Raw genomic sequence first — 25,528 nt, forward strand, 5'->3', positions numbered from 1 at the left:
TTAACGGCGGTGAGGGTTCATCACCCTGACCGCCCGATAGTTGAGCCCGCTGACGTGCTGGATCATCACCCGATAGGCGCCACGGCCGCGCTGACCGCGATAGCCCGGCAAGTCAAAACTGCGGACATTCTGCCCACCCGCCATGGCATGGCCGGTATGAAAATCCAGGGTGCGGGCTTCCAGCCGGTTGATCACGTTCCGGATAATTCCCCCTCCAGGGCCACGTAATTCATTCAGAACAGGTTCGACGTCAATCACCAGGCGCTCAGGCTGTAGACCGGAAGAAGGCCCAGGGCTGACGGGTTGCGCGACGGGTTCTTCAGAGGCGGAGCCTCTGCGGCTCAAGCTCGTGACCCGGGTTTGCGGTTGTACTTCGGTGTGGGTCAGCCCAGCCGGTGGAAGCGGGCTGGCGCCCACCTTGCGGGCCGGGGCGCGAAGTTCTATCCCTACAAACCCCAACCTGGCAAGCGTAAAGCTGGGGTTGCGCTCCGTTCGTGATGCCGTTTCCGCCTGCTCCCTGCGCTCGGTGGGCCCAATGTAGCCATAGAGCCCGCCCCGCGCTGCAGGCGTCAGTCCGTAGGACAGGCTTTTAGTGTCGACGGTGGCCAGTCGGTGCTCCAGGAAAAAGTCCGCCAACTCGCTGACTTCCTGTTCGGTAGCACCCTGTCGGCGGCCTAGCTCTTGCGCACCGGCCAATGCCGATTGCTCATAAAACGCTCTGCGCCGAACTTCAGTAGTGCTTAGCCGTTGATTCGCGTAAAGGACGACACCCACCACTCCTGCAATCAGCCCAAAGTAAGCCAGCTCAACCCTGTATCCAACCTCTACACCGACCCCATGCCCGATCAATAACACCAGGAGCAGAACCGTCACCACCTCCAGCATCGAACGGCGCTGCAAACCGTCATCGTCCACATACCCCATAGGGTTGTTCCCCACCATCGCATACAGGTTCAACCCATCCACATCACCCGCCGGGTCTGCGCTGATCCACCGTAACAACCACGGCGCGTAGTACCTGAAGCCGTAGTAATACAACCCGCTGGCGTCGCGCTCCTTGCCCGAATACCGGCGAGTTTTATAGTTTGCCTCCAGCGCACTCTTTGCCGCCCACCAGGCGGTCGCGCCGAACGGGTAATAACTCTCCTGGCTCAGCAACCCGGCGTTGTCGTCCAGTTCCAGCGTACTGCTGCCCAAATGGTCGTCGAGACTGAAGCGCAGTTGCTCGTCGCTCATTTCCTCGGGGCGTCCCTGTTCCCATTGCAACCCTCTGACCGAATGGCGCCCGCCTGGGGCGAGCAACACGTTCAGCCATTCGCCGTCCGCCCCCTGGCGATGCAACTCCAGCCCGGGCAGATAAAGCACTTCATGGGTGTGGGCCTGCGTCTTGCCCTGTGCCACCCGGCGCTTGAGGATTCGTTGGCCAGCTGCGTCGTACAGATAAACCTCATCGTCATGTTTGCCATTGTCGCGCACCACCTGCGCGACACGAGCCAGCTGGTTGCGCCCATTCCAGGTCAACGCCTGCCCAGGCGCCAGGGCCACAAGATTGCCGCCCTGGTCGAAGCCGTTGCCCAGGCCCGGCGCCCTCGCGCCCTCGCGGGCAATCACGCTGTGATTACTGTGTTCGCCCACCTGCATGCGTTGGGTATAACCGCTGCCGGTGCTGGGCACATGGCGCATCTGCGTGAGGTTACCGGCCGAGTCGTAGGTGTAGTGGCGGGTGTAGTTGCCCCAGAGGTTGTCGTCTTTGGCGCCGAACGAGACTCGCGCCGGCAGTGCGGATGCGCCGGTGTTACGCGCATTTTCACGGCCGGTGGCCTTGATCAATCGCGACAGGCTGTCGTATTCGAATGCGCTTACTGCCTCCACCTGCACGTTGCTGGCCCAGCGGGTCGGCTGCGCCGCATCGCGGATGCGCAACACATTGCCGACCCGGTCGTAGCTGTAGAACAGGTCTTGCAGGCGCTTGCCTGCCGAATCCTTCAGGTAGGCGCTCAAGCGGGTCAAACGACCATCGTTATCCGAGTATTCGGCAACGCTGACCACGCCGTTACCCAAGCGCTCGCTCAACACCTGGGCCGAGGCATTGACGCTGCGTTGATCCACCAGGGTCTTGCGCGCTCCGCTTTTGAACAGCATCTCGCTTTTAGTCAACAGGCCGTCGACACCGTACTGGGATTGCTGGCGATTGCCACATGCGTCGACCTGCTCCAGGCGCTGCCCCAGTGCATCGTACTGCCAGGTGGTGGTGAAGGTTTGGGCTTGCAACAGGGCATCCCGTTCACTCACGGGCAGCGGCCAGTCGGGCGCGGTGTGCGACTTGCACAGGCGCCGGGTTTGCGCGGTGATGTTGCCTTGCACATCGTAGCGCTCAATGAGCAACGTGCCTGCCGGGTCATCGTGACGAATCATGCGGCCACAGCGATTGCGCGCAGCCTCCGTGGACGTCACGCCTGCGTAGGTCATGCGCTCCACGCAGCGTTCATCCGCCGCCTCCTGCGCGCGCTCGAATACCGCCACGGGGCGTAGCAACGGGTCGTATTCGAACCGCTGACGCGTGCCGCGACTGTCCCACTGTTGCACGACCTGGCCGCCACTGCCGAGCAAGCGCGTCTGGCGGCCTGCATCCACGCTGTCGGTGCTCAGCACTTGCCCGCCCAAGCTATAACGATGAGACAGATTGGGCGGCACGTCGGCATCGCCAGCGTGCAACTCAAACAACCTGGGGTCCCACTGTTGCTGCAACAGGCCGCGAGCGTCGAACACCTGCCGCGTGACCTGCGCGCTGGGTGATTGCTGCGCGGTAGTGCGATGGTACGCCACGCTGCGCACGGTCAACCCTCGCGGGTCGACCACCGTCAGCGTGGGCGTGTTGTGATGCAAAGAAGACATAGCTGATGACCTGAAAACCAGAGAAGCCTAGAGCCTAGTCATCAGCTCGATGCCAGCCTGCGGGCCGCGCACGCCGCGCCGTGTGCGGCGCTTCCGAGGGTGTCGTGAGGCTTACCGGGCGCGGCGCTTCAGGGCACTGGCCGCCAGCCGCTGAAGGTGCCTTGGGCACCCAACGGGCACCAGGCGAAATCCCAGGCCGGAGGCGACAATGCCGGTTGCTGCGCACCGATCGAAGGGCTGCCCTTCCAATCGAACAGGGTCCACTCACGCCAGCTCAGAACAATGCCTGCCGCCGGGCTGTCGTCCGTCAGCACCCATCGCGCGGCCGCGGCGGCCATGAAGGCCTCTATCGGCTCCTCATCGATCTGTGTGCGGTACGCCGAACCCAGTAACCAGCGGCATACGTTCAGGTGGTAGGTCCAGTCCAGCGGCGGCTGGTTGCGATAGGCCCAGGTCATGAAAGCGCGAAACAGGTTCAAGCCCTCCGGTGGGTCGAGCTTGAGCAGCGCGGGGCAGATGTCGAACAAGGTATGCCAATGAGGCAGCAGGCGCGCATCCAGGTGCACGAAACAGCGCGAATTGCTCGGGTAATCAGGCAGCGCCGGCTGCGCACGCAGGCGCCGCGACGCCTTGCTGACCAGGCGGCTGGCGCCGGCAGGCAATTGAGGGTTCATAAAACGTACTCACCATCGTGACGAGAGAATGCCTCCTGGTTACAGGAAGCCCAAGGCACACGTCAGGATGCGGGAGAAGCGCGGGGGTTGGCCGAGGGCCAGGAATAGCGCGGAGGCGCCTTGTTGCGCCGTTCATGGGTGGCACGCGGGGTTTGGGTGAGGCCGAGCAGCCAGGCCAGGCCGATCAGGAACACCAGGGCGACGGTAACCGCGTTGCACACCGGGCAGGCAAAGTAGTTCGAGATGTTGCTGGAAGATGGGTTTGCCAACCCTTTGTCGGAAATGGGCGACTGGCCGCCGTCCACCGAACAGAACAGCCCGCCGATGCCGTTGAGCTGCTGGCCCATCATCTGGCCATGCCCCAAACCGCAGGCGAACAGGTTCATCAGCACGCAGAAGTACAGGGCCCAGGCGATCAGTGAGCGGTCAGAGTGGCGCAATTTCATGGCGGCGACTCTACCACCGAAGCCACAAAAGGACGAAATGCGACGCGCCCCTGTGGCAGAACGTCGCAGATTACGCGCACCGGCCAGGGTTGCTAGACTCTGCACCCTTCTCGTTACTCCTTTTCAAAGCCTGGTGGGGCAGCTCTACTGCCTTGCAGGCGTTTCACAGGATGCACAGTTGATGAGTACGTTATTCACCCGCCGCAAAGTGCTGACCGGCATGGGCCTGTTGGGCCTGGGCAGCCTGCTGAGCGGCTGTGACTACAGCCCCAAGCTGAACTTCAAGTACGGCAAGGACCTCAGTGACAAGATCATGGGCCGCACTTTCAAGCTCAAGAACACCGACGGCGAAACCGTTACCTTAAGCTCGTACCGCGGCCTGATGCCGGTGGTGTTCTTCGGCTTCACCCAGTGCCCGGCCGTCTGCCCGACCGCCCTGGCGCGCGCCGCCCAGGCCAAGAAGCTGATGGGCCGCGATGGCAAGATCATGCAGGTGGTGTTTATCACCCTGGACCCCGAGCGCGACACCCCCGAGATTCTCGACAACTACGTCAAGGCCTTCGACCCCAGCTTCGAAGCGCTCTACGGCACCCCGGAAGAAATCGCCGTGGCCGCCAAGGAGTTCGGGATCTTTTATGAAAAGATCCCCGCCGGCGACACCTACACCCTCTCCCACACCGCCACCAGTTTCGTGTTCGACACCCGTGGCAACCTGCGCCTTGGCTTGCAGGCATCCCTTACCGCTCAAGAGTGTGCAGAAGACCTGCTCACCGTCATGGAGGTCTGCTAATGACTGCCGTTCAACACCTCAAGCGTCTTACCCTCGGCCTCACCCTGCTGGGCCTCGCCGCCCACGCCAGCGCCCAAGTACAAGTGACCGACGCCTGGGTACGCGCCTCCGTCGCGGGCCAACCGTCCAGCGGCGCCTTCATGACCCTCACCGCCGACAGCGACAGCAAACTGCTGAGCGTCGCTTCGCCGGTCGCCAAGGACGTGCAGATTCATGAAATGAGCATGAAGGACGACATCATGCGCATGGGCCCGGTGGACTCCGTGGTACTGCCCGCGGGCAAAGCCGTCAAGCTCGACCCGAACGGCTACCACGTGATGCTGATGGGCCTGACTGACCAGATCAAGGAAGGCGACCAGGTGCCGCTGACCCTGACGGTGCAAGATGCCAAGGGTGAAAAGCAGGCTGTCGAAGTGAAGGCAACAGCCCGTGGGCTGGATGGCATGGACCATAGCAAGATGGACCATAGCAAGATGCATTGAGAACCCTTCAGCTTGCTCCCACGTCACTACGATGCGAAGCGAGCCGCTCTTGCTCTTGCTCTTGATCTGCTTTTGATCTGAAGCGCCCCGTTAAACCACGCTGGCCGGAATTCGACAGGGATTTGGGGGGTAAACCGGCAGGGATGCCGGTTTAGCCGCCCCGCGCCATGGATGGCGCGTGGCGGCGGCCCCCCAAAGCACTGACGGATTACGGGCACACCGAGCCCAAGCGAGGTGCCGAGTGGTGGGGCAAGAGCCCTTTGGTTACTTTGGGGCTCTTTTCCAAAGTGACCCGCCGTCAGGGCGGAACCCTAGGTGGCCGTTACCGCAGCAATGGATATGTACACAATCCAACTGTGTTGACTGCCAGGCCGCCTTCGCGAGCAAGCCCGCTCCCACAGTTGGATCGCGGAGTGTCTGATAGATGGATGTCGGCTTTCAGGCCGTCATCGCAGGCAAGCCAGCTCCCACATTGGGGCCGAGCGGAGTCAGCCCCATCACACTTCCCGCGCCATATGCTCCGCAATCCGGCCCCTCAACCACCGCTCCGCCGGGTCGTTGTCATGCACCCCGCTCCACACCATCGACAACTCCGCTGCATCAATCGCAAACGGCGGGTCCTCGGCGCGCAGGCGTGTGCCTTCGGTCAGCGCGCACGCGGCGTAATCGGGCACGGTCGCGATAATTTGCGTGCCCGCCAGCAACGCCCTTAACCCACTGAACTGCGGCACCGCCAGCACCACCCGGCGCGAGCGGCCGATGCGGGCCAGGTCCAGGTCGATATTGCCGCTCAGGTCGCCGGAGAACGACACCATGGCATGGGGCCGGGCGCAGTAATCATCCAGGGTCAGCGGCGCCTCGCCGTCATCACCGCGCAGGACCTTGCAGGGAATATCCCGCAGTTTCTTGCGCTTGGCATTGGCCGGCAGATCGGTGGTGTAGCTGACCCCCACCGAGATTTCACCACTGGCCAGCAACGAGGGCATCAACAGGTAATTGGCCCGGCGCACCACTACGATAATGCCCGGCGCTTCATCGCGCAGGCGGCTGAGTAACGACGGAAACAGCCCGAACTCCGCATCATCGGACAAACCGATGCGAAACACCGCGCAGCTGGTGGAGGGGTCGAAATCCTTGGCGCGGCTGACGGCGCCCGAGATGGTGTCCATGGCCGGTTGCAGCTCCTTGAGTATCGCCAGTGCACGCGCCGTGGGTTCCATGGCGCGGCCGTTGCGCAGCAGCAACGGGTCGTCGAACAGATCACGCAAGCGGCCCAATGCGGCGCTCACGGCCGGTTGGCCAATAAACAGTTTTTCGGCGACTCGGGTCAGGTTTTTCTCGAACATCAAGGCTTCGAAAATCACCAGCAGGTTCATATCGACGCGGCGCAGATCGTTGCGGTTCATGGGCGCTATCCAAACGTTTTCCAGGGGGCCAGGGAAGCATGCACCGCACGCCTGGGATTGCATAGCTGTGCTGTCTTTTCCAGCACCCAACCTGGCGAAATTAACAACGATTAACTCGTCAGCCAGGCGGCCCGGCCACAAGATGAAGCGCGTCTACACTGCACCCATCCACCGGGAACGTTCCCATCGACTGCGGATATTTGTCATGGCCCGACTCGAGCAATATGCCCCCCGGTTGCCTGCCACCGGTGGCCTGTGCCCCCGGCGTGAGCGCATCGCCAAGCAACTGATCCTCGCCAACCTCGGCGAAAGCCTGGCGATCGCCGACCTGGCCCAGGCCTGCGCCTTGTCGCGCAGCCACTTTTCCCGCGCCTTCAAGTGCACCACCGGGCTGTCGCCCCAGGAATGGATTCGCCAGCAACGCATCCAGCGCGCCAAGGAATTGATCACCGGCTCGTCCCTGAGCCTCACCCAGATCAGCCTGGAATGTGGCTTTTGCGACCAGGCGCACTTTTGCCATATGTTCACCCGCAGCGAAGGCGTTAACCCGATGACCTGGCGAAACCACCACTCGCGCAGCAAACCTGATGTGATCGCTGCCTAGTGGTCTGCACGTACCTGGAATATGCTGGCCGCTCCCTTCCTCCAGAACCTGGGCAGCCATGAATGACTTGAGCGACCAGGCCGTGCATTTCGGCCCCTACCGCATCCACCCGCGCCAGCGCCTGGTGCTGGAGGCCGGCCGCCCGCTGCGCCTGGGGCGGCGGGCGGTGGACATCCTGCTGATCCTGCTGGAGCACGCCGGCAATGTGGTGAGCAAGCAGGAGCTGATCGCAAGGGTCTGGCCCAAAAGCGTGGTGGAAGACGGCAACCTGCGGGTGCACATGGCCGCGTTGCGCAAGGCGCTGGGCGATGGCCAGGCCGGGCAGCGCTATATCGTCACGGTCGCCCAGCGCGGCTACAGTTTTGTTGCGCCACTGAGCATCGAACCCATGACGCTGCCCACCGACGGTGCGCCCCAACGCCCCAGCCATAACCTGCCCCTGCGCCGCACGCGCATGATCGGCCGCCAAGCGCTGATCGACGCCCTGGTCCAACAACTGCCGCAGCAACGCTTCATCACCCTGACCGGCGCCGGTGGCATCGGCAAGACCACCGTGGCCTTGCGCGTCGCCGAACTGCTGATCGGGCATTACCGCGACGGTATTCACCTGCTGGACCTGGCGCCGCTCAGTACCGCGTCCATGATCCTGCCCAACCTGGCCGCCCTGCTCGGCCTGGCACCGGGTGAGAATACGACCCTGGCCAGCCTCGCCCGCAGCCTGCAGGCACGCCAGATGCTGCTGGTGGTCGACAACTGCGAGCACCTGCTCGACGACATCGCCCTGATCAGCGAAACCCTGCTGCGTCATGCACCGCACCTGCACCTCCTCACCACCAGCCGCGAAGCCCTGCGCGCCGAAGGTGAGTATGTGCAGCGCCTTGAACCGCTGGCCTGCCCACCCGCCACCGGCAACCGTGCCCAGGCCCTGGGTTACCCGGCCATGCAATTGCTGATCGAGCGCGCCATGTCCCACCAGGAGAGCTTCGCACTCAGCGAAGCTCAATTGCCCCTGGCGATTGATATCTGCCAGCGCCTGGACGGCATTCCCCTGGCGATCGAACTGGTGGCCGCGCAAATCGAACGGTTTGGCTTGCCGGGCCTGCTGGTGCAGATGGAGGACAACTTTCGCCTGCTGACCCGTGGGCGACGCAGTGCCCTGCCCCGCCAGCAGACCCTGCGCGCCACGCTCGACTGGAGCTTTGACCTGCTCACCGAGTGCGAACAAATCTGCCTGCGCCGCCTGGCGGTTTTTCGTGGCGGCTTCAGCCTGGTCAGCGCAGCGGCAGTGATAGCAGGTGAACAGATGGCCCCCGCCGAAGTGCTGGGCTCCATTACGCAACTGGTGGCCAAGTCGTTGTTGAATGTGGAGGCCAGCGATGACGAGATGGTCTATCGCCTGCTGGACATCACCCGCACCTACGCCCTGGAAAAGCTCAGCCACGCCTGCGAGCTGCATGCCACGCGAGAGCGCCACGCCGCACGCTGCCTGGCGCTGATGGAACAGGCCCAGGGCGACTGGGACTTGATCGCCACACAGCCGTGGATCGACCGCTATGCACCGCTGCGCGAAGACGTGCGTGCCGCCCTTGATTGGGGCTTTGCCGATGGCGGTGCGCAGTTGCTGGCTATCCGCCTGACAGTGAGTGCAATGCCACTGTGGCAAGAACTGTCGTTGCTGCGTGAGCACGGCGGCTATGTGGATCAGGCGCTGGCGCTGATCGATCAGGTCACCGCGCCTTGCACGCAATTGACCCTGCAACTGCAATTGGCCCTGGGCAGCCTCTCCTATCACGCCATGGGCGCTGCGCCTCGCACCATTGCAGCATTCGAGGGGGCCGCGCGCCTGGCCGAGGCGCGCCAGGACCGTGCCGGCCAGTTGCGTGCGGTCTCCGGGCTGATGGCAGTGAACCTGTGTGCCGGGCGCTATGGCCCAGCGCAGGAGCTGAGCGTGCAGTTCGAACGCCTCGACCCTCGCACCGAGCCGTTGCTGGACCTGAGCGCGCAGCGGCTGCGTGCGCTGGGCCAGCATTACACCGGTAACCAGGCCCTTGCGCGGCACCACGCCGAGCAGGTGCTGCAGCGTATGGCCCAAAGCGGTCACGTGAACCGCTTTGCCCTCGGGGTTGGCGTGCAATACGACCAGAGCGTCGCCTCCTTGACCGTGCTGGCGCGAATCCTGTGGTTGCAGGGCTTCCCCGAGCGCGCCTGGCGCACCGCCAGCCAGGCACTGGAGTTGGCCCTGCAGATCAACCACGGCACTTCGATCTGCTACACCCTGGCCCTGGCTGGGGTGGTGATCGCCCGCTACAACGGCGCCGAAGACGACGCCCAAGCCCTGCAACGGCTGCTGCTGGAGCAGTCGCACCAGCATTCGGTGCAGTTGTTCCAGACCTGGGCCGGGCATTACGCCGGTATTCTTGCCCACCCGGATTGGCAAGGCCTGGGCCTGATCCAAGACACCTTGATCACCTTCGGCACCCATGCGGTGGATGCGCCCACCCTGGAGCGCGCGCGCAGTGGTGCGGCGGGCTGGTGCGCCCCGGAGATTCTGCGGGTGTACGCCTTGCAGCTTGAGGATGAGCAAGCCGCCGAAGCCCTGCTGCTGGAAGCGCTGGGCCTGGCGCACCAGCAAGGTGCCCTGGCCTGGGAGCTGCGCTGCGGCGCGTCCCTGGCGCAACTGTGGCAACAACAAGGGCGTATTCAGGTCGCCAGGGACTTGCTCGGTTCAATCCATGCACGCTTCAGTGAAGGCTTCGCCACCCAGGATCTACTGCGCGTGCGCTGCCTGCTCGACGAGTTGCAGCACAAACGGCCGGCCTGAGAACGCGCCCAGGCAAGGCGCGTAGCCTTGCTGCAAACGCTGGACCTGGCGCGGGTCGCGCAGTTGCCCCAACGCGTAGCTGCGCACACAGCTAAGCAGGCGATAGCGTGGCGGGCCCAGGCCGGGCTCGACGCTCAGCAACGAGACGTTGACCAGGCGTGCCAGCAGGTAAGACAGGTCGGCATGTTCAAGCTCGGTACCGGTCACCAGGTCATTCAGGGTGGGTAAGGTGACCGCCATCTTGAACAGGCTCAGTTGCAGAAACAGCCAACACTGCGGCAGGCTCAGGCGCTCGTAGCTCCAATCCAGGGCCGCGGTGAGTGATCGATGGCGTTCCACCGCCGTGCGCCGCCCTCGGGCCAGCGCTTGCAAGCCGGTGCGTACCTGCATCTGCACACCGCCGATGCCCAACGCATCCACCTGGGCGGCCGCCAATTCCAGGGCCAACGGCAGGCCGTCCAGGCGTCGACACAGGTCGCGCAGCGGCGCCAAATCCTGGGCCCGCAAATTAAACCCCTGCTGATTGGCACGCGCACGGGCAACGAACAGCTGCACCGCAGGACAGGCCATCGCCTGTTCGACATTGGCCGACGGCGACGGCACCGCCAGCCCAGGCACGCGTACCACCCACTCGCCAGGGGCCAGCAAGGCTTCGCGACTGGTGATCAGCACGCTGATGCCAGGCGCCGTCTCGCGCAGCGCACGCAGCAGCTGTCGACACGCGCCCAGCAGCAGGTCGGCGCCGTCGAGTACCAGCAACAAGCGGCGCGAGGCCAGGCGCCGGCCCAGTTCGTGGAGGCTGGCGGGCGTCGAATGCAACTGCAACACCCTGGCCAGGCTGCCGAGCAGTTCGCTCGGCGCTTGCACAGCGGCCATGTCGAGCCACCATACGCCGTCGCGATAACGCGGCAACACCCGCTCGGCCAGGGCCAAGGCCAGCGTGCTCTTGCCAATGCCAGCCACGCCGGTGAGGGTCAACAAGCGCTGCACAGGCAACCGCCGCGCCAGAACCCCCACCAGTTCATCACGCCCCCACACCGGGCCGAGCCGCGCAGCCAGGTTGTGCTGAGGCAGTAGCGTCGGCAGCGCGTCCTGCGCCGGTGCGGCGAAGCAGTAACCGCGCTGGGGATGATTGAGGATCCAGCGTTGCCCGTCCAGGGCGCGACGCAGCGCGGCAATGTGCACGCGCAGGTTGCTCTCTTCGACAACGCTGTTGGGCCACACCCGCTCGATCAAGGTCGCCTTGCTGATGAAGTGCCCGGGCGCTTCGAGCAGTACCGCCAGAATATCCAAGGCTCGCCCGCCCAGCGGTACCGGCCAGCCCGCCTTGCTGACCAGGCGCTGCTGCCGATGAAAGGTATAGGGGCCAAAGCTCACCGCCGTAGCATTTTGCATGTCCGTCACAGCGCTGAAACACCCGTGCTTGAGTGCCTGCGCATCCTTTTTCCATGGGCTCGACGCTATCTTGCCAGTTGGCGATGACAGGACAATGCTGGCACGGGGAGCGATACGGACAATCGGGTGCCTGAGACGGACATGCTGTCGTTAACTGAACTGTTGTCGGTATTGGGTAGGGTTCAAACCGAGCTTTTCGCTGAACAGAAAGCGCATATGCCGCACGCTGCCAAAACCTGCGTGGAAGGCCACGGTCTTGAGCGGCAGGTCGGTGGTTTCCAGCAGGTGCCGGGCCCGGTCGATGCGCGCGCCTTGCAGGAACGCCATGGGCGTCATCTGTACGTCCTTGGCGAACAGCCGCGCAAAGTGGCGCGCGCTCATGCCTGCCAGCTCGGCCATGGACTCGATGGTAAAGGGTTGATGCAGATGCGCCAGGACATGGTTCTGCACGCGGGTGATCGGGGTTTCCTGGGGCGCCACGGCCGCGGTCATCGGGCTGAACTGGGCCTGGCCGCCCTGGCGCTTCATCACCACCAGCAGCACCTTGGCCACGTCCACCGCCACTTGTTTGCCGTGGTCCTGGGCCACGACCGACAGGGCCAGGTCGATACCTGCGGTGACGCCGCCAGAGGTAATCAGGCGCCCGTCCTGCAAATAGATGCGATCGGTCTCGACGATGGCGTTGGGAAACGCCTTGATCAATCGCTCGGTGTAGTGCCAGTGGGTGGTCACGCGGTGCCCGTCGAGCAAGCCTGCGTGGCCGAGCACAAAAGCGCCGGTGCAGATCGAGCCGAAACGCCGGGCCCGTGGCGCCGCCGCTTTCAGCCAGGGCAACAACGCCGGGTGGCATTCGTTATAGGCGCCGGGGCCGCCCGGCACCAATAGCAGGTCATAGGCCGCCTGGGCCTGTTCCAACAACAGGTCGGTCTGCACGCTCACGCCATTGGAGGCCTGCAACGGGCCGGGCTCGGTGCCGATGGTCAGGATCTGGTAGTGATCGGCCGCCGGCAGGTAGCGGTTGGCAATCGAAAACACTTCCAGCGGCCCGGCCATGTCGAGTAGCAGGAAGTCCGGGAACAGCGCCATAGCCACGGTTTTCATAAGCGTGAAATGTCCATCGAGAAGGAGTGCGGCGGGCATTATGGCACGACTTTAACTGTCAACCTGAAAGAGACAGTTATTCTATTTTCATCTTCTTAATCAATAATTCGTTAACCATTAACCTTCTTCTCAACGCAAGCGCCCTGCATCTCGCAGCCCGCGCTCACTTGAGGACTGGACCATGCTGACCCTTCGCAAAGCTTCCGAACGCGGCGCCGCCAATCACGGTTGGTTGAAGTCGTTCCACACCTTCTCTTTCGCCAACTATTGGAACCCCAAGGAGCAGGGTTTTTCCGACCTGCTGGTGATCAACGATGACCGCGTCGCCGCAGGCAAAGGCTTCGGCCAGCACCCGCACCGCGACATGGAAATCTTCTCCTACGTGCTCGAAGGCGCGCTGGAGCACAAGGACACCCTGGGCACCGGCTCGGTAATCCGCCCCGGCGATGTGCAACTGATGAGCGCGGGCAGCGGCGTGGCCCACAGCGAGTTCAACCACAGCCAGCGTCATGGCGTGCACTTCCTGCAAATCTGGATCGTGCCCAACGAAGCCGGCGCCAAACCGCGCTATCAGCAGGAGCATTTCACTGAAGCGCAAAAACGTGGGCGCTTGCAGTTGATCATCTCGCGGGAGGGCGCCAACGGTTCGCTGAAAGTGCGCCAGGACGCACGGGTGTATGCCGGCCTGTTCGACGGTGACGAAAGTGCCCGCCTGGAACTGGCACCGGATCGCTACGCCTACATCCATGTGGCGCGCGGCAGCGTGGAACTCAACGGCCAGCGCTTGCAGGAAGGCGACGGTGTACGTGTACGGGACGAACGCCAGATCCGCCTGAGCCATGGCGAAGACGCCGAAGTCCTGGTGTTTGACCTGCGCTCCAACGAACTGCCGCAAATGCCATGACGGCCACAGTGATGGTCCCGCCAACGGGACCATCGTTGGCGTCGATAGTCACCATCAGCGCAATGAAGTTCTCTTAAAAAATGCAACGCGTAACATCAAACCCATGCCAAACGGCACCCAACTAAAACACTCGGAGCACACCCTCATGAAACGCCAACTCTTGCTTAGCCTCGCTTTCTCGGTACTCGCTGCAAACGCTTTTGCCCACCCGGTTGTCGCTGAAGGCGGCGCGGATCGCCTGATAGAAACCCGTGTAGCCGAAGGCGGCGCGGATCGCCTGCAAGAACGTGGTTTGGCTGAAGGCGGTGCCGATCGCTTGCAGGAACGCGGCCTGGCTGAAGGCGGTGCCGATCGCTTGCAGGAACGTAGCCTGGCTGAAGGTGGTGCCGATCGCTTGCAGGAACGTGGCCTGGCTGAAGGCGGCGCCGATCGCTTGCAGGAACGTGGCCTGGCTGAAGGCGGTGCCGATCGCTTGCAAGAACGTGGTCTCGCTGAAGGTGGTGCCGAACGCTTGCTGAGCACCCACGTATAACCCCGCACTGTTGGCGGGACACCCCAAACCGGCCTGATCAGCCGGTTTTTTTTCGTCTTCAATTTCTACATCACACTGCCCCCCGTAACCACGATGCGAAGCGAGCCGCTCTTGATCTTGATCTGCTTTTGATCTCAGGCGCCCCGTTAAACCACGCTGGCCGTAATTCGCCAGTGATTTGGGGGGTAAACCGGCATGGATGCCGGTTTAGCCGCCCCACGCCATGGATGGCGCGTGGCGGCGGCCCCCCAAATCACTGGCGGATTACGGGCACACCGAGCCCAAGCGAGGTGCCGAGTGGTGGGGCAAGAGCGTTTTGCTTACTTTTGCGCTTTTCAAAAGTGAGCCGCCGTCAGGGCGGAACCCTAAGTAGCCGTTACCGCAGCAATGGATATGTACACAATCCAACCGTGTTGACTGCCAAGCCGCCTTCGCGAGCAAGCCCGCTCCCACAGTTTGATCGTGGGGCATCAGGTAGATAGGCGTCGGCTGAGAGGCCGTCATCGCAGGCAAGCCCGCTCCCACAGTTGAATCACGGGGCAATCAGGAACTTCTTGCGATACGCCGCCGGCAGCATCCCCACCCGTTGCAGAAACAACCGCCTAAACGAATTACTGTCCTCATAACCCACCGCATACGTGATGCTCTCGAGCGTCATCCGTGTCGACTCAAGCATCTGCTTGGCACGCTCCAGACGCAGGCTCTGCAGATAACCAATCGGTGTAGAGCCGGTGGCTTCCTTGAAGCGCCGCTTGAAATTACGCACGCCAAAGCCAAAGCGCTGGGCAACCTCGTCGATCACCAATGACTGCGCAAAGTGCTGCTCCAACCAATGCTGCACACGCAGGATCTGCGCATCACCATGGCTCTTGGGCAGCGACCACATCGCGTAGGCCGACTGCTCAGTGCGCCCAGCATCGATCAGCAAGTACTTGCCGCAGGTATGAGCCAGCTCCGGCGAACCGAAACGGCGGATCAGGTGCAGCATCAAATCCATTGCTGCCGTAGCGCCCCCGCACGTGATCAGGCGATTTTCTTCGCAGAGGATCTGCCCCTCATCCAGGCTGACCTGGGCATATCGACGCCGGAAGAACCCGGCAAATGCCCAGTGAGTCGTCGCGTGCAAGCCGTGCAATAACCCCGTCTCGGCCAGCATGAAGGCCGCCGTGCACATCGAAGCCAACACGGCGCCTTGCCCATGCTGTTCACGCAACCAGGGGCCGTAGGCGCCAAACGTCGGCATGGCTTCCTTGAGGGTAAAGAGAAACCCGGGAATCAGCACCAGGTCGGTGTGCGCGATCTGCGCCAGAGAACCGTGCACCTGCAGGCATTGCCCACCCCATAGCGTCACCGGCTGGCCGTCCAGAGACGCGAGCGTCACCTCGAAGGGCGGGCTTTGAGCGAACAGATTGGCCGCACTGAGCATTTCCATGGCCAGGGTGGCACTGGCAGCGGAACACTGATCCGCCAGGAGCAAGGTGACGTGCATGTAAAAACTCCAGCTTGCACTTTTCGCATGTAATAAGTCATTTACGCATCTACCTTAGCCGATTCCGTCTCCGTACAGTGCGGCCATTGATCAACTGTCTGGCGTTTTTATGAATCTCTGGTTTCGATTACTGCTCATGCTGTTGCGCCGCCCCTGGCGCAAACCGGTCGACGGCCTGGCCACCACGGTGGTACGCATGCGGGTCTGGCCGCTGGATCTGGACCTGAACCGGCATGTCACCAATGGCCGGTATTTCACCTTGGCCGATGTAGCGCGCATGGATTTTGTGCTGCGTACGGGCGCCTTTCGCGTAGCGCTGCGCCACAAGGCCATGCCGATAGTCGGCGATACCTGGGGCAAGTTTCGCCGGGAATTGAAGCTGTTCGAGGCATTCGAAGTGCATACCCGCATTCTTGGCTGGGACCACAAGTGGAACCTGATGGAGCACCGCTTCGTCAGCAATGGGCGGGTGGTCGGCGTGGTGGTGATGCGCGGGCTGTTTCGCTCCGCCAAGGGCACCCTGCCCCCGGCTGAATTTATCCGCGAGCTGGGCTTGGACGACACCTCACCGCCGATGCCGCAATGGTTGAGCGACTGGGCACGCAGCTGCGATGAGATGAGCGTGCAATTACGAGCACAAGAGCAAGCCTGAAAGCTATTGAGCCCACAGGAAGGAATCCTTTGCGTGTCGCTATTGGTCACACTCCAGTCACTGCCGCAGAGGAACCCTCGCGCTCTTTTCCTTCACCCAACAAACGCGTCAGAAGTTCAGACGCACACCTCAGGAAACTTGCCTATTTGATATTCGCCCTACAGGTCCTCTATCCATGCTCAGCACGATCACGCACACAGAATCACACTGGTATGACACCCTCTTTCATACCCCTAAGCCTGATAGGCCACCCAGCCAGGCGACAACGATCGAACCGACAGCCCAGTCCGCTGCCGCCGCATCCGAGAGTCGCACCTATGCCCCGATAACCTTCAAAGAAGCGCTGGGCGAGCGACACAACCTGCAGACGTTGACAACGAAACTCACCGACATCGCCGCCCAACTGGCGGTAAACGCCACGCCTCAGGCGATACTGGCTACCTTAAGAGCCCCCTTCGATATCCATCCTGACGCCTCCTTCCCTATACGCCCCAGTGAAGGTGCGACATTGGAGAGCTTTATCAGGGCCAAGGGTTGGCCGATGCCAACCACCCATCGCTCGCTGCTTGAGCTGATAACAACGGTGAAACAGCACGCCCTGACGCATCCGCTGGGTAATTTTGGTGGCGCGTTGTCATGGTCAATGCCCCCGAGCCAGGCTGAGCAGAGCCGACTACGCATTATCTCCATGAGGTCTGACTACCTGAATGCGCTGGATGCCTTGCTAGCCCAGCACCCACTGACCCCCGAGGTACAAAGTGACCCCGCCCAAGCGCTGGAGGCCCTGCTCGGTTCACCCGCAGGGCAAACGCTGGGTAAACACCTGCAAGAGCAATCCGGCGGTATTGCCACTGCCAACAGCGCCACCGACTATCTGATGGCCGCCATTGGGCTGCAATTGGACCCTGAATCCATTAGCGCCCCTCAACGCAATAACGTGGCCGGGTTTGACTTGGCGCACGAACGCCACTGGGGCAAACCTGCGTCTAGCGTGCTGGATGCGTTGAGCAAGCATTTGGTCGACAGTGGCAGGATCAGCCCTGCGTTGTCCAAAGTGGCCGCGTATATGTTGCTGGCGAAGAAAGCCCCTGTCTATCTGATCAAAGACATCCCGCCCTCCGTGAAGCACGGCAGCCCCGCCTGGCTGAACCTGGTCATTGCCGCGGCGAGCATCGAAGCGGGTGAGCCCGGGAAAGTCCCGAACATGACTTTTGCCCAAGTGATGCAAGAAGGTGAACGTGCACGGTTGGCGCAACCAGAGGCGGCTGCGCAGGCCCGCACGGCAGCCCTGGTAGATTGGGGGGTTTGCCATAACGTGATTGCACGCAAGGACGACACGCACTACACCGTGCAAGAGCTGGACACTCTAAAAACCACCTTCACAGCCCGACAGCAAGACATGCTCGGTGCCTCTGCCGCCCTGGATCTGGAACTCCCCACCCGAGAAAAGATGGCCATGGCCGTACTGGTGGAGCGGTATGGCGACCTGGGTGATCTGTTCAAACAAAAATTGATCAAGTTCAGCACCACTGCGCGCAGCGGGCAGAACACGGCACACACCTGGCTGCACGGTCTTCACTCGATGCTGGACATCGCAATGATGGACCTGAGAGTGCCCTACGTCTTTGAAGCAGTGGACAAACGTGTACCGATCAAAGACTTGAACGCCCGCTATCGATTTGGTGTGAGCGGTCACTTCGAAAAGCGCTTTGAGGAAACGATCAAGCAGAAAAAGATCGCCCTCGCCACGACGGTCAAACACCTGGTCGCGCAACTTCCCCTGCAAGACCGTAAAAACTTCGAGTATGGCAAGATCACCTATTATCGAAACTCATCCGCTCAGCTGGGTTTCTGGAGCAAGTCCGACCCGGTTTATGAAAAACCCCTGCTGGTAAACATTGAACGCGACGGCCAATCCACCGGCTACTGTATCGACGTAACCAAAGGCACAATCGTGCCCGTTGAAAGGTGGGCGGTGAAAGAGCGCGAATCCAGGGAAGGTAATGTGGAGCTCAAGACCAGCGTATTCGTACCCAAGGGTGTGAGCGCCAGCCACGCAAACGAACGCGCCTCCTCCACTGACACAACTATTGATAGTTTTGCCACAGCCCGCACGCAACACATCGCTGATGCCTTTGTGGAGCACTTCAATCTCGATGACCCAGACATTGAGAAATACGCCACAGGGCAAACCACCCTGGACCTGGCGAACGAAAAAGCCAATCAGGTCAACGATTTCTTCATGAACTTGATTCCTTTCCGCTCGGCGATTGAGAACCTTAAAAAAGGTAACAACGTCGAGGGCGGGTTTGACTTGGCCCTGGATGTGTTTGGCTTTCTGACAGCCGGCGCAGCCAACATCGGCAAACTGACCAAGGTCGCCGCCAGTGCCGCATCCCTGGCCACCAAAGCCGCACGCGCGGGCAAAGTCATCGGCATGGTCACATTGAGCAACTTCAACCCGCTGGACGGGTTGGCTGACCTGGCCGTTGGCGGTGCAAACCTGATAAGCAAAGGGTTGACCAAAACCACCGCATGGCTGGCCAATATACGAAACACGGATAAAAGCCTTGATTGGCTCAAAGCGATCAGCCGGGAACATGGCAACGCAGTGCTCGGTTCGATCACCTCCAGCGGACACACCCTTGACAGTGTCGTGGTACTCAAAAACGACCAGTGGCACCACTACGATCCCGTCACCCGCCAACCCTACGGCACGCCAATCAATGGCTTCACCCCCAAAGTCCTGGCCACACAAGGCGAGATCAACGGCAGCCTCAGCGAGTGGGTTGCCAACTGGTTCAACCCGGCGAAATCCGACATCCCGCTCTCGGAAGCCTTTAGCGACGCAGTTGATGCAGCCAAAGCAACTACCACAGGACAGGCTGCGTTCCATCAGGGTTACAACACGGCGGCCCCGCCAAGCCTCACGGGCTATTCAGCGGAACTGGGCATCACGCAGTTGAAAAAACTGGCCATGGACGCCACCGCGTCACCTGAGGTGCTGGGTAGCCTGTCCAGGCGCATAGACGAATTGGAGGCGCTGCCAGACAAAGTCAAAACACTCTATGAACGGCTCATCCCGCCCAGAAAACCAACGCCCGGCCAGCCGCCAACGCCGGAACAAATGCAGTTTGAGGAGTCCCTCGCGCGGGGCATTCCAGATGGGATCGCGGGGTTTTCACCCACGATGAAAATGCACCAACTGCGCGAATTGATATTGAACCCGAACCTCACACCTGCCGACCTCGGGGCGCTTTTCAAGCACATGCAAAGTCGAGCGATGGAGGCCAGCTTCGCGAGCAGCAAAAAATTCATTGATGACATGAGCGCAGCCGGGGGCACGGTGATCGCCATGCCGCAAGGCTTCTACCTGAGCCAGGTCAACCTTATGTCCAAGGGAGACTGTGCGGCGTTGTCGAACGGTATGGCACTGGCCATTCTCGACAACGCGGAAGACACCCTGATCAAGAATTTCTTTATCAGTATGGCGCACCCCAAACATCCCAATACGGAACGATTTCGCGACAGCCTGGAGACATTCCAGAATACCCTCACAAGCGACTTTCACTCCGGGCAGCTCACCCGAAATGCGACATACGACAGGATCATCTCGGATTTGGCAGCGGCCACCACCTCCAAAGCCTTGCTCATCAGCAATTCGAAGCATGGCGTCACAGCCGGCGTCAGAGTCATAAATGGCCATAAAACCTGGTTTTATTATGATCCCAACTTCGGGCTCGCCAAATTTCCCACTGAGGCGGCCATGCGCAGTGGCATGGAGCGTGCGCTCAACAGTGGGCAGACCAGCCATTACTTCCAACCGCTCAAGAGGGCCGATGGCTACACCGTGTCTGAATTCAACGAGTTATACCTGATCAATAAGATGGGTGATCCTCGCAGTGTCAGCGGCCTGTATGCGGCAGAGATATCCATAACCTAGAACGCTTCCACGGCCTTCAAAGCGTGCGCGTGAGCTTCAAATGCCGCGCGTACCAGGGCCTGCGCGGTACACGTTTGAACAAGCCCTTGAGTACGTCCTCGTCGGCGCCGAAAGTAATGCGCAGGGCCAGCCTCATGACTTCCGGATCCATTTCCATCGAGCGGCCCTGTTGCAACCCCGGCGTGGTGCTGCAGCCGTGGGTGTCAGGGCCCAGCCATGGGTCGCCTACTTCGACCCAGCGGCCTGGCGCGAACCAGGCCACGCCGTTGACTTCCAGGCGGGTCACCTCGCCTGGGTTGAAGCGTTCGTGGGCACGAAACCAGTCTTCGATGCGGTCATCAATCCAGCCGTGGAAATGCCAGAACACCGGGTTTACATGGGATGAAAACGGGTCGCCCAGAAAGTCGTTCTCCGGCGCATACCAGCGTGCGGCAAAGTCTGCGGGGTCACGGGCGAAGGGTACCGGGGCGCCGTTGGACGGGTCGCGAGGTACCGAGGCCCAGCGCATATGCAGCCAGTCGTGCAGGCCCAGCTCCATTTCCGATCCCAGTTGGCCCAGGCTCAACTTGGCCAGGTAGCGCGGATCGCGGTACTGGGATTCCCACACCTGGAAGTTGCTGTGGTAGGTCTCTGCCGCCTTGATATCGCTGACCCACTGGGTGTAGTCGGCGTCATCCGGCGCCGACCAACAGGGCGGCAGCGCGAAACCGTCGTGGTTGTCGAAGTAGCGCACAAAGCCCAGGCGATCGCGCTCCAACGGCGGTTGCGGCTCGGGGAATTGCGGCCAGGACGGCAAGTCTTGCATGGAGCGTGCGGTGCCGAGCATATGGCGGTGCATGAAGAAGAAGTCGATGCCCGAGCCATTGCGGTCCTTGCGCTCGCCTCGAGCGTCGCGCTCCTGGCCACGGGGCCCGGGTTGCCAGCCGATGCCGCGCAGGGCCTCGCGTTTTTCTTCGGAGAGTTTGTGCCACTGGTCGCGAGTGGCGTGCCACAGTTGGTGAAACAACCGGTGCTCGGGAGAAATCAGCCAGGCCAGTAAGGTCGGGTTGAGGCCGATGCGCTGGCGGGCTTCGGGGAACAGTTGTTTGTGGGCGATAAAACGGTTGTCGCGTTCGGTCAGCGCCAGGGGCCGCTCAAGGTCGAGGATGTGCCCGCTGAGGGTGGCGCTGCCGGCATTGCCGAAATCGGCCCAGACTTCATCCAGGGTCATCTTGAATTCATAGGCCGGCGCGCCGCCGTCGGAATCACGGTCGATCAAGCGCCAATAGAGCACGGCGCCGTCGCCCGTCAGCAGGTCGCCCAAGACGCGGTAGCGCGGCTCGCTTTCAGCGCGCAGCTGCTCGGCGGTGTCCAGGTAACCGCGCAGGCCACGGCCACGGGGGGCGATGTCCAGCAGCAACTCCAGGCCTTGCAGCGGCAAGCCCGCAAGGCCCGCATCGCGGCCTTCCAGGCGCAGGCTCCAGACACCCCGCAGGGTGTTCGCCAGGTGCTGGCCCTGGGTGTCGGCGAGGTCGACCGTGGCTTCGCCGGGGGTGATGGGAAACGCTTCTTCCCGCGTCAACTCGCGATGGGCATAAAAGGCCGCGGGCACGGCTGCACCGGTCAGCGCCAGGCCTGCGATGAACCCACGTCGAGAGATTGTCATTGGCTACCTTAGGAAACAGCTTGATCAGAGCTAGAACGTTTGCAGCCCGATGAAATTTACCGCCCTGCCCCCGCCCGCTAAATTTCCCCCGCCATCGCTCGTTCTTCCCTGATAGCAAAGGCCTCAACTGACTGAGATGGCAATGACAAAATCACGTTCGAAAAAGGCGCTGTATATCGGCCTGCCGCTGGCCCTGGCTATCGGCGCCGGGGCGGGCTTGCTGGTCTGGGATCAGTGGTTCAGGGGCAACGCCGGCTACCCGCTGGAGGTGATCAAGCAGGCCAATGAAATGCAGGATCGCCTGTTGTCGTTCGACAGCCACATCACCCTGCCCCTGGATTTCGGCACGGCGGGCAACGAGGCCGACAAGGATGGCAGCGGCCAGTTCGACCTGGCCAAGGCCGCCCGCGGCCGATTGTCGGGCGCTGCGCTGACGATCTTCGGCTGGCCGGAAATCTGGAACGGCGCCAACGCCCCGCACAAGCCCACCGACGGTTTTGTCGAAGAGGCCCGCCACGAGCAGGAAGTGCGCTACAAGATCATCTCCGGCATGGTGCGTGACTTTCCCAACCAGGTGGGCATTGCCTACACACCGGACGATATGCGCCGCCTGCACGGCGAAGGCAAGTTCTCGATTTTTATCAGCATGCTCAACGCCTACCCCTTGGGCAATGACCTGAACCAGCTGGACTTGTGGGCCGCACGCGGCATGCGCATGTTCGGGTTCAGCTACATCGGCAATAACGCCTGGTCCGACTCGTCGCGCCCGCTGCCGTTTTTCAATGACTCCACCGATGCCCTCGAGGGCCTGTCGCCTATCGGCCAGCAAGCGGTGCATCGCCTCAATGACCTGGGGGTGATCATCGACGTGTCGCAGATGTCGACCAAGGCCCTGGAGCAAGTCGCGCAGTTGAGCCGCACGCCGATGGTGGCGTCGCACTCGGCGCCACGGGCATCGGTGGACATTCCGCGCAACCTCAGTGACAAGGAGCTGCAACTGATCAAGAACAGCGGCGGCGTGGTGCAAGTGGTGGGATTCCCCGCCTACCTGCGCCCCTTGAGCCAGCCGACCCAGGACAAGCTCAATACCTTGCGCGCACGCTTCGACCTGCCGCCACTGCCCAACCTGGCCATGGCCCTGATGCCCGGCGATGCAATCATTGCCGCCTGGCCCGAGCAACGCTTCGGCCAATACGCCAGCGCGCTGTACGGCATTCTCGAGGAAGAACCCAAGGCCACCCTCAAGGACCTGGGCGACTCCATCGACTACACCGTGCGCAAGATCGGTATCGATCATGTCGGTATTGCCTCGGACTTCAATGACGGCGGCGGCGTGCAGGGCTGGGAGAACGTCGGCGAGGTGCGCAACGTCACTGCCGAACTGATCCAGCGCGGCTACTCCGAAGCCGATATCGCCAAGCTGTGGGGAGGCAACTTCCTGCGGGTGTGGGAGCAGGTCCAAAAAGCCGCCAAACCCTTGGCCAACCGCTAACCACTCACGAAGTAAGTCCATGACCGACCGCCGTACATTTCTCAAGCAGGCCGGCGTCTTTGCCGCAAGCCTGCCGCTGGGCACCGCGTTGCTGCCTCAGGCAGTGGCCGCCGTTACGAACGACCCATGGACGGGATTGAAACAGCTGTTCAACCAGGACCCGAGCTACCTGCACTTTTCCAACTTCCTGGTGGCCTCGCACCCAAGGCCCGTGCGCGAGGCCATCGAGCGCTACCGCCAGCAGATCGACCGCAACCCCGGCCTGGCCATGGATTGGGACCAGCAGGAAACCTGGAAGCGTGAAGGCCAGGTGCGCGAGTGGGCCGGCCGTTACCTGAACGCCAAACCGGCGCAGATCGCCCTCACCGGCAGCACATCCGAAGGGCTGGCGATGATCTATGGTGGAATCAAGGTGCGCGCCGACCAGGAAATCCTCACCACGGTGCATGAGCACTACGCCACCGCGTTCAGCCTGAATTTCAGGGTGCGCAAGGAGCGGACCCAGGTACGCAAAATACGCCTATTCGACAGCGCCAATCAGGTCTCGGCCGACGAAGTGCTGGGCAATATCCAGCGCAATATTCGCCCCAACACTCGCGTGCTGGGCATGACCTGGGTGCAGTCCGGCAGCGGCGTGAAATTGCCCATCGGCGAGATCGGCAAGCTGGTGGCCGAACACAACCGCAACCGCGACGAGCCGGACCGCCTGCTTTATATCGTCGATGGTGTGCACGGCTTCGGCGTGGAAGACCTCGACTTCCCCGCCATGCACTGCGACTTCTTCATCGCCGGCACCCACAAGTGGATGTTCGGCCCCAGGGGCACTGGCCTGGTGTGCGCCCGCGAGACCGAGAACAAATACATCACGCCGATGATTCCGACCTTCTCAGAAGACAAGGACTTCGCCACGACCATGACGCCCGGCGGCTATCACGCCTTCGAACATCGCTGGGCCGCCGACGAAGCCTTCAAGTTGCACTTGCAACTGGGCAAGGCGCCGGTGCAGGCACGTATCCATGCCCTCAACACCGAACTCAAGGACCAACTGCTGGCCCACCCGCAGATCGAACTGGTGACACCGCGCAGCCCCGAGCTGTCAGCCGGATTCACCTTCTTTCGGGTCAAGAACCGGGACAGCGATGCCGTCGCGGCCTACCTGATGAAAAACCGCGTGGTGGTGGACGCGGTGGACCGTGACGTTGGCCCGGTGATTCGCACCTCGCCGGGCCTGCTTAACAACTCCGATGAGATCCAGCGCTTCATGACCCTGCTGAGCCAGCGGTTATGACCCCTTTTCCCTTTGAACGAGACGCCTCCATGATGCCATCCCGACTCAAACCGCTCACCGCATTGGCACTCACCGCCCTGTGCGGCGCCCTGCTGCCCGGCCTGGCCCAGGCCGCCACCCCACAACCGGGCAAGGTGTTCAAAGACTGCAAGGACTGCCCGGAAATGGTGGTGCTTCCCGCAGGCACCTTCACCATGGGTACGCCGGAAGACGAAGTGGGCCGCGAGCCCGACGAAGGCCCGATGCACGAGGTGACCTTCGCCAAGCCGTTCGCCATGAGCCGCTTCCATATAACCGCCGGCGAATGGGACAGCTACGTGCGCCAGACCGGGGTCAAGATCGCCAATGGCGACGACCGCCCCGGCCGCGAATGCATCGCCAGCAAGCCGCGTTACCCCCAGGGGCCACGTCAGCCGGCGGTGTGCATGGACATGGACGACATCAAGCAATACGTGAGCTGGTTGTCGAAGAAAACCGGGCACACCTACCAGATGGTCAGCGAAGCCCAGCGTGAATACGCCGCCCGCGCCGGCACCGCCGGCCCGTTCCCCTTCCCGTTCGACGAAGGCAAGGGCTACAGCATCGCCCAGCACGCCAACACCTACGGCCCGGCGGACGGCTACAGCTATTCGTCGCCCGTGGGCAGCTACCCGCCGAATGCGTTTGGCATGTATGACATGCACGGCAACGTGTATGAGCGGGTGGCTGATTGCGAGCACCCCAACTACGTCGGCGCGCCGACTGATGGCAGTGCGTGGGTGGAGCCCAACTGCGAGGCCTACCAGATTCGCGGCAATGACTGGGGCGAGGCGCCGGTGTTCTCACGCTCGGGCAATCGCAACAACATCTACCCGCAAACGCGCGGGGACTGGATCGGCTTTCGGGTAGTACGCGAACTCTAATACCTTGTAGGAGCGAGCTTGCTCGCGAAAAACTCACAGACGCCGCGTTTATTCAGGAAGCACGCGT

The 25,528-nt window shown here is 62.1% G+C and carries 19 protein-coding genes; 11 read left to right on the forward strand and 8 right to left on the reverse strand.

All coding sequences use genetic code 11. The features are described from left to right. The 3 genes from HU731_RS03665 to HU731_RS03675 form a co-directional block, all read right to left on the reverse strand. Positions 1–2,895 (reverse strand): RHS repeat-associated core domain-containing protein, encoded by a 2,895-nt coding sequence (locus HU731_RS03665; protein ID WP_186608369.1) that lies wholly within the window; start codon positions 2,893–2,895, stop codon positions 1–3. Between the two features lie 128 nt (positions 2,896–3,023). Beyond that, a complete protein-coding gene (locus HU731_RS03670; protein ID WP_186608370.1) occupies positions 3,024–3,569 on the reverse strand; it encodes a putative natural product biosynthesis protein in 546 nt (181 codons plus the stop codon). A 62-nt stretch (positions 3,570–3,631) separates the two neighbouring features. Further along, positions 3,632–4,015, reverse strand: coding sequence for a DUF2946 domain-containing protein (locus HU731_RS03675; protein ID WP_186608371.1), 384 nt, complete (start codon positions 4,013–4,015; stop codon positions 3,632–3,634). Positions 4,016–4,196: 181 nt separating this feature from the next. On the opposite strand from HU731_RS03675, the gene HU731_RS03680 reads away from it, so the two are divergent. Further along, positions 4,197–4,805 (forward strand): SCO family protein, encoded by a 609-nt coding sequence (locus HU731_RS03680; RefSeq protein ID WP_186608372.1) that lies wholly within the window; start codon positions 4,197–4,199, stop codon positions 4,803–4,805. After that, the gene (locus HU731_RS03685; RefSeq protein ID WP_186608373.1) at positions 4,805–5,287 is read left to right on the forward strand and encodes a copper chaperone PCu(A)C; all 483 of its coding nucleotides are present in this window, start codon (positions 4,805–4,807) and stop codon (positions 5,285–5,287) included. Before HU731_RS03680 ends, HU731_RS03685 begins: the two co-directional genes overlap by 1 nt. Positions 5,288–5,784: 497 nt before the next feature. Here HU731_RS03685 and HU731_RS03690 read toward each other — a convergent pair whose 3' ends face one another. Beyond that, a complete protein-coding gene (locus tag HU731_RS03690) occupies positions 5,785–6,693 on the reverse strand; it encodes a LysR family transcriptional regulator (protein ID WP_186609591.1) in 909 nt (302 codons plus the stop codon). Between the two features lie 205 nt (positions 6,694–6,898). On the opposite strand from HU731_RS03690, the gene HU731_RS03695 reads away from it, so the two are divergent. Further along, a complete protein-coding gene (locus tag HU731_RS03695) occupies positions 6,899–7,297 on the forward strand; it encodes a helix-turn-helix domain-containing protein (RefSeq protein WP_003191911.1) in 399 nt (132 codons plus the stop codon). A gap of 58 nt (positions 7,298–7,355) precedes the next feature. Next, positions 7,356–10,118 (forward strand): ATP-binding protein, encoded by a 2,763-nt coding sequence (locus HU731_RS03700; protein WP_186609593.1) that lies wholly within the window; start codon positions 7,356–7,358, stop codon positions 10,116–10,118. Here the strand turns inward: HU731_RS03700 and HU731_RS03705 are convergent. Then, positions 10,065–11,513, reverse strand: coding sequence for an ATP-binding protein (locus tag HU731_RS03705; protein ID WP_186609595.1), 1,449 nt, complete (start codon positions 11,511–11,513; stop codon positions 10,065–10,067). The genes HU731_RS03700 and HU731_RS03705 overlap by 54 nt on opposite strands. Before the next feature lie 150 nt (positions 11,514–11,663). Continuing rightward, a complete protein-coding gene (locus HU731_RS03710; protein ID WP_186609597.1) occupies positions 11,664–12,614 on the reverse strand; it encodes a GlxA family transcriptional regulator in 951 nt (316 codons plus the stop codon). Positions 12,615–12,795: 181 nt separating this feature from the next. Here HU731_RS03710 and HU731_RS03715 point away from each other — a divergent pair, with 181 nt between their 5' ends. Next, positions 12,796–13,518: a pirin family protein gene (locus HU731_RS03715; RefSeq protein WP_186609598.1), complete on the forward strand. Its 723-nt coding sequence runs from the start codon at positions 12,796–12,798 to the stop codon at positions 13,516–13,518. 145 nt (positions 13,519–13,663) lie between these two features. Then, positions 13,664–14,050, forward strand: a complete 387-nt coding sequence (locus HU731_RS28785; protein ID WP_275970809.1) for a hypothetical protein — start codon at positions 13,664–13,666, stop codon at positions 14,048–14,050. A 532-nt stretch (positions 14,051–14,582) separates the two neighbouring features. On the opposite strand, the gene HU731_RS03725 is transcribed toward HU731_RS28785, so the two are convergent. Continuing rightward, on the reverse strand, positions 14,583–15,539 hold the full coding sequence (locus tag HU731_RS03725; RefSeq protein ID WP_186609330.1) for a GlxA family transcriptional regulator: 957 nt from the start codon (positions 15,537–15,539) through the stop codon (positions 14,583–14,585). Between the two features lie 109 nt (positions 15,540–15,648). On the opposite strand from HU731_RS03725, the gene HU731_RS03730 reads away from it, so the two are divergent. Both HU731_RS03730 and HU731_RS03735 read left to right on the forward strand, forming a co-directional pair. Next, a complete protein-coding gene (locus tag HU731_RS03730) occupies positions 15,649–16,191 on the forward strand; it encodes a thioesterase family protein (protein ID WP_186609332.1) in 543 nt (180 codons plus the stop codon). Between the two features lie 175 nt (positions 16,192–16,366). Continuing rightward, positions 16,367–20,134: an Mcf1 protease effector domain-containing protein gene (locus tag HU731_RS03735; RefSeq protein WP_186609334.1), complete on the forward strand. Its 3,768-nt coding sequence runs from the start codon at positions 16,367–16,369 to the stop codon at positions 20,132–20,134. Positions 20,135–20,150: 16 nt separating this feature from the next. On the opposite strand, the gene pvdP is transcribed toward HU731_RS03735, so the two are convergent. Beyond that, entirely contained in the window at positions 20,151–21,779 is a 1,629-nt protein-coding gene (gene pvdP, locus HU731_RS03740; RefSeq protein WP_186609336.1) for a pyoverdine maturation tyrosinase PvdP, read from the reverse strand. 142 nt (positions 21,780–21,921) lie between these two features. Between pvdP and pvdM the strand changes: the two genes are divergently transcribed. From pvdM to pvdO, 3 genes are read left to right on the forward strand one after another with little or no spacing between them, the layout of a single operon-like run. Further along, the gene (pvdM, locus tag HU731_RS03745) at positions 21,922–23,271 is read left to right on the forward strand and encodes a pyoverdine-tailoring dipeptidase-like protein PvdM (protein ID WP_186609343.1); all 1,350 of its coding nucleotides are present in this window, start codon (positions 21,922–21,924) and stop codon (positions 23,269–23,271) included. Between the two features lie 19 nt (positions 23,272–23,290). Next, positions 23,291–24,559, forward strand: coding sequence for a pyoverdine-tailoring periplasmic protein PvdN (pvdN, locus tag HU731_RS03750; protein ID WP_186609345.1), 1,269 nt, complete (start codon positions 23,291–23,293; stop codon positions 24,557–24,559). 29 nt (positions 24,560–24,588) lie between these two features. Next, positions 24,589–25,461: a dihydropyoverdine dehydrogenase gene (gene pvdO / locus HU731_RS03755; protein WP_186609347.1), complete on the forward strand. Its 873-nt coding sequence runs from the start codon at positions 24,589–24,591 to the stop codon at positions 25,459–25,461. The last annotated feature ends 67 nt before the right edge of the window (positions 25,462–25,528 follow it).

The organism is Pseudomonas salmasensis, from assembly GCF_014268375.2.
GTDB lineage: Bacteria > Pseudomonadota > Gammaproteobacteria > Pseudomonadales > Pseudomonadaceae > Aquipseudomonas > Aquipseudomonas salmasensis.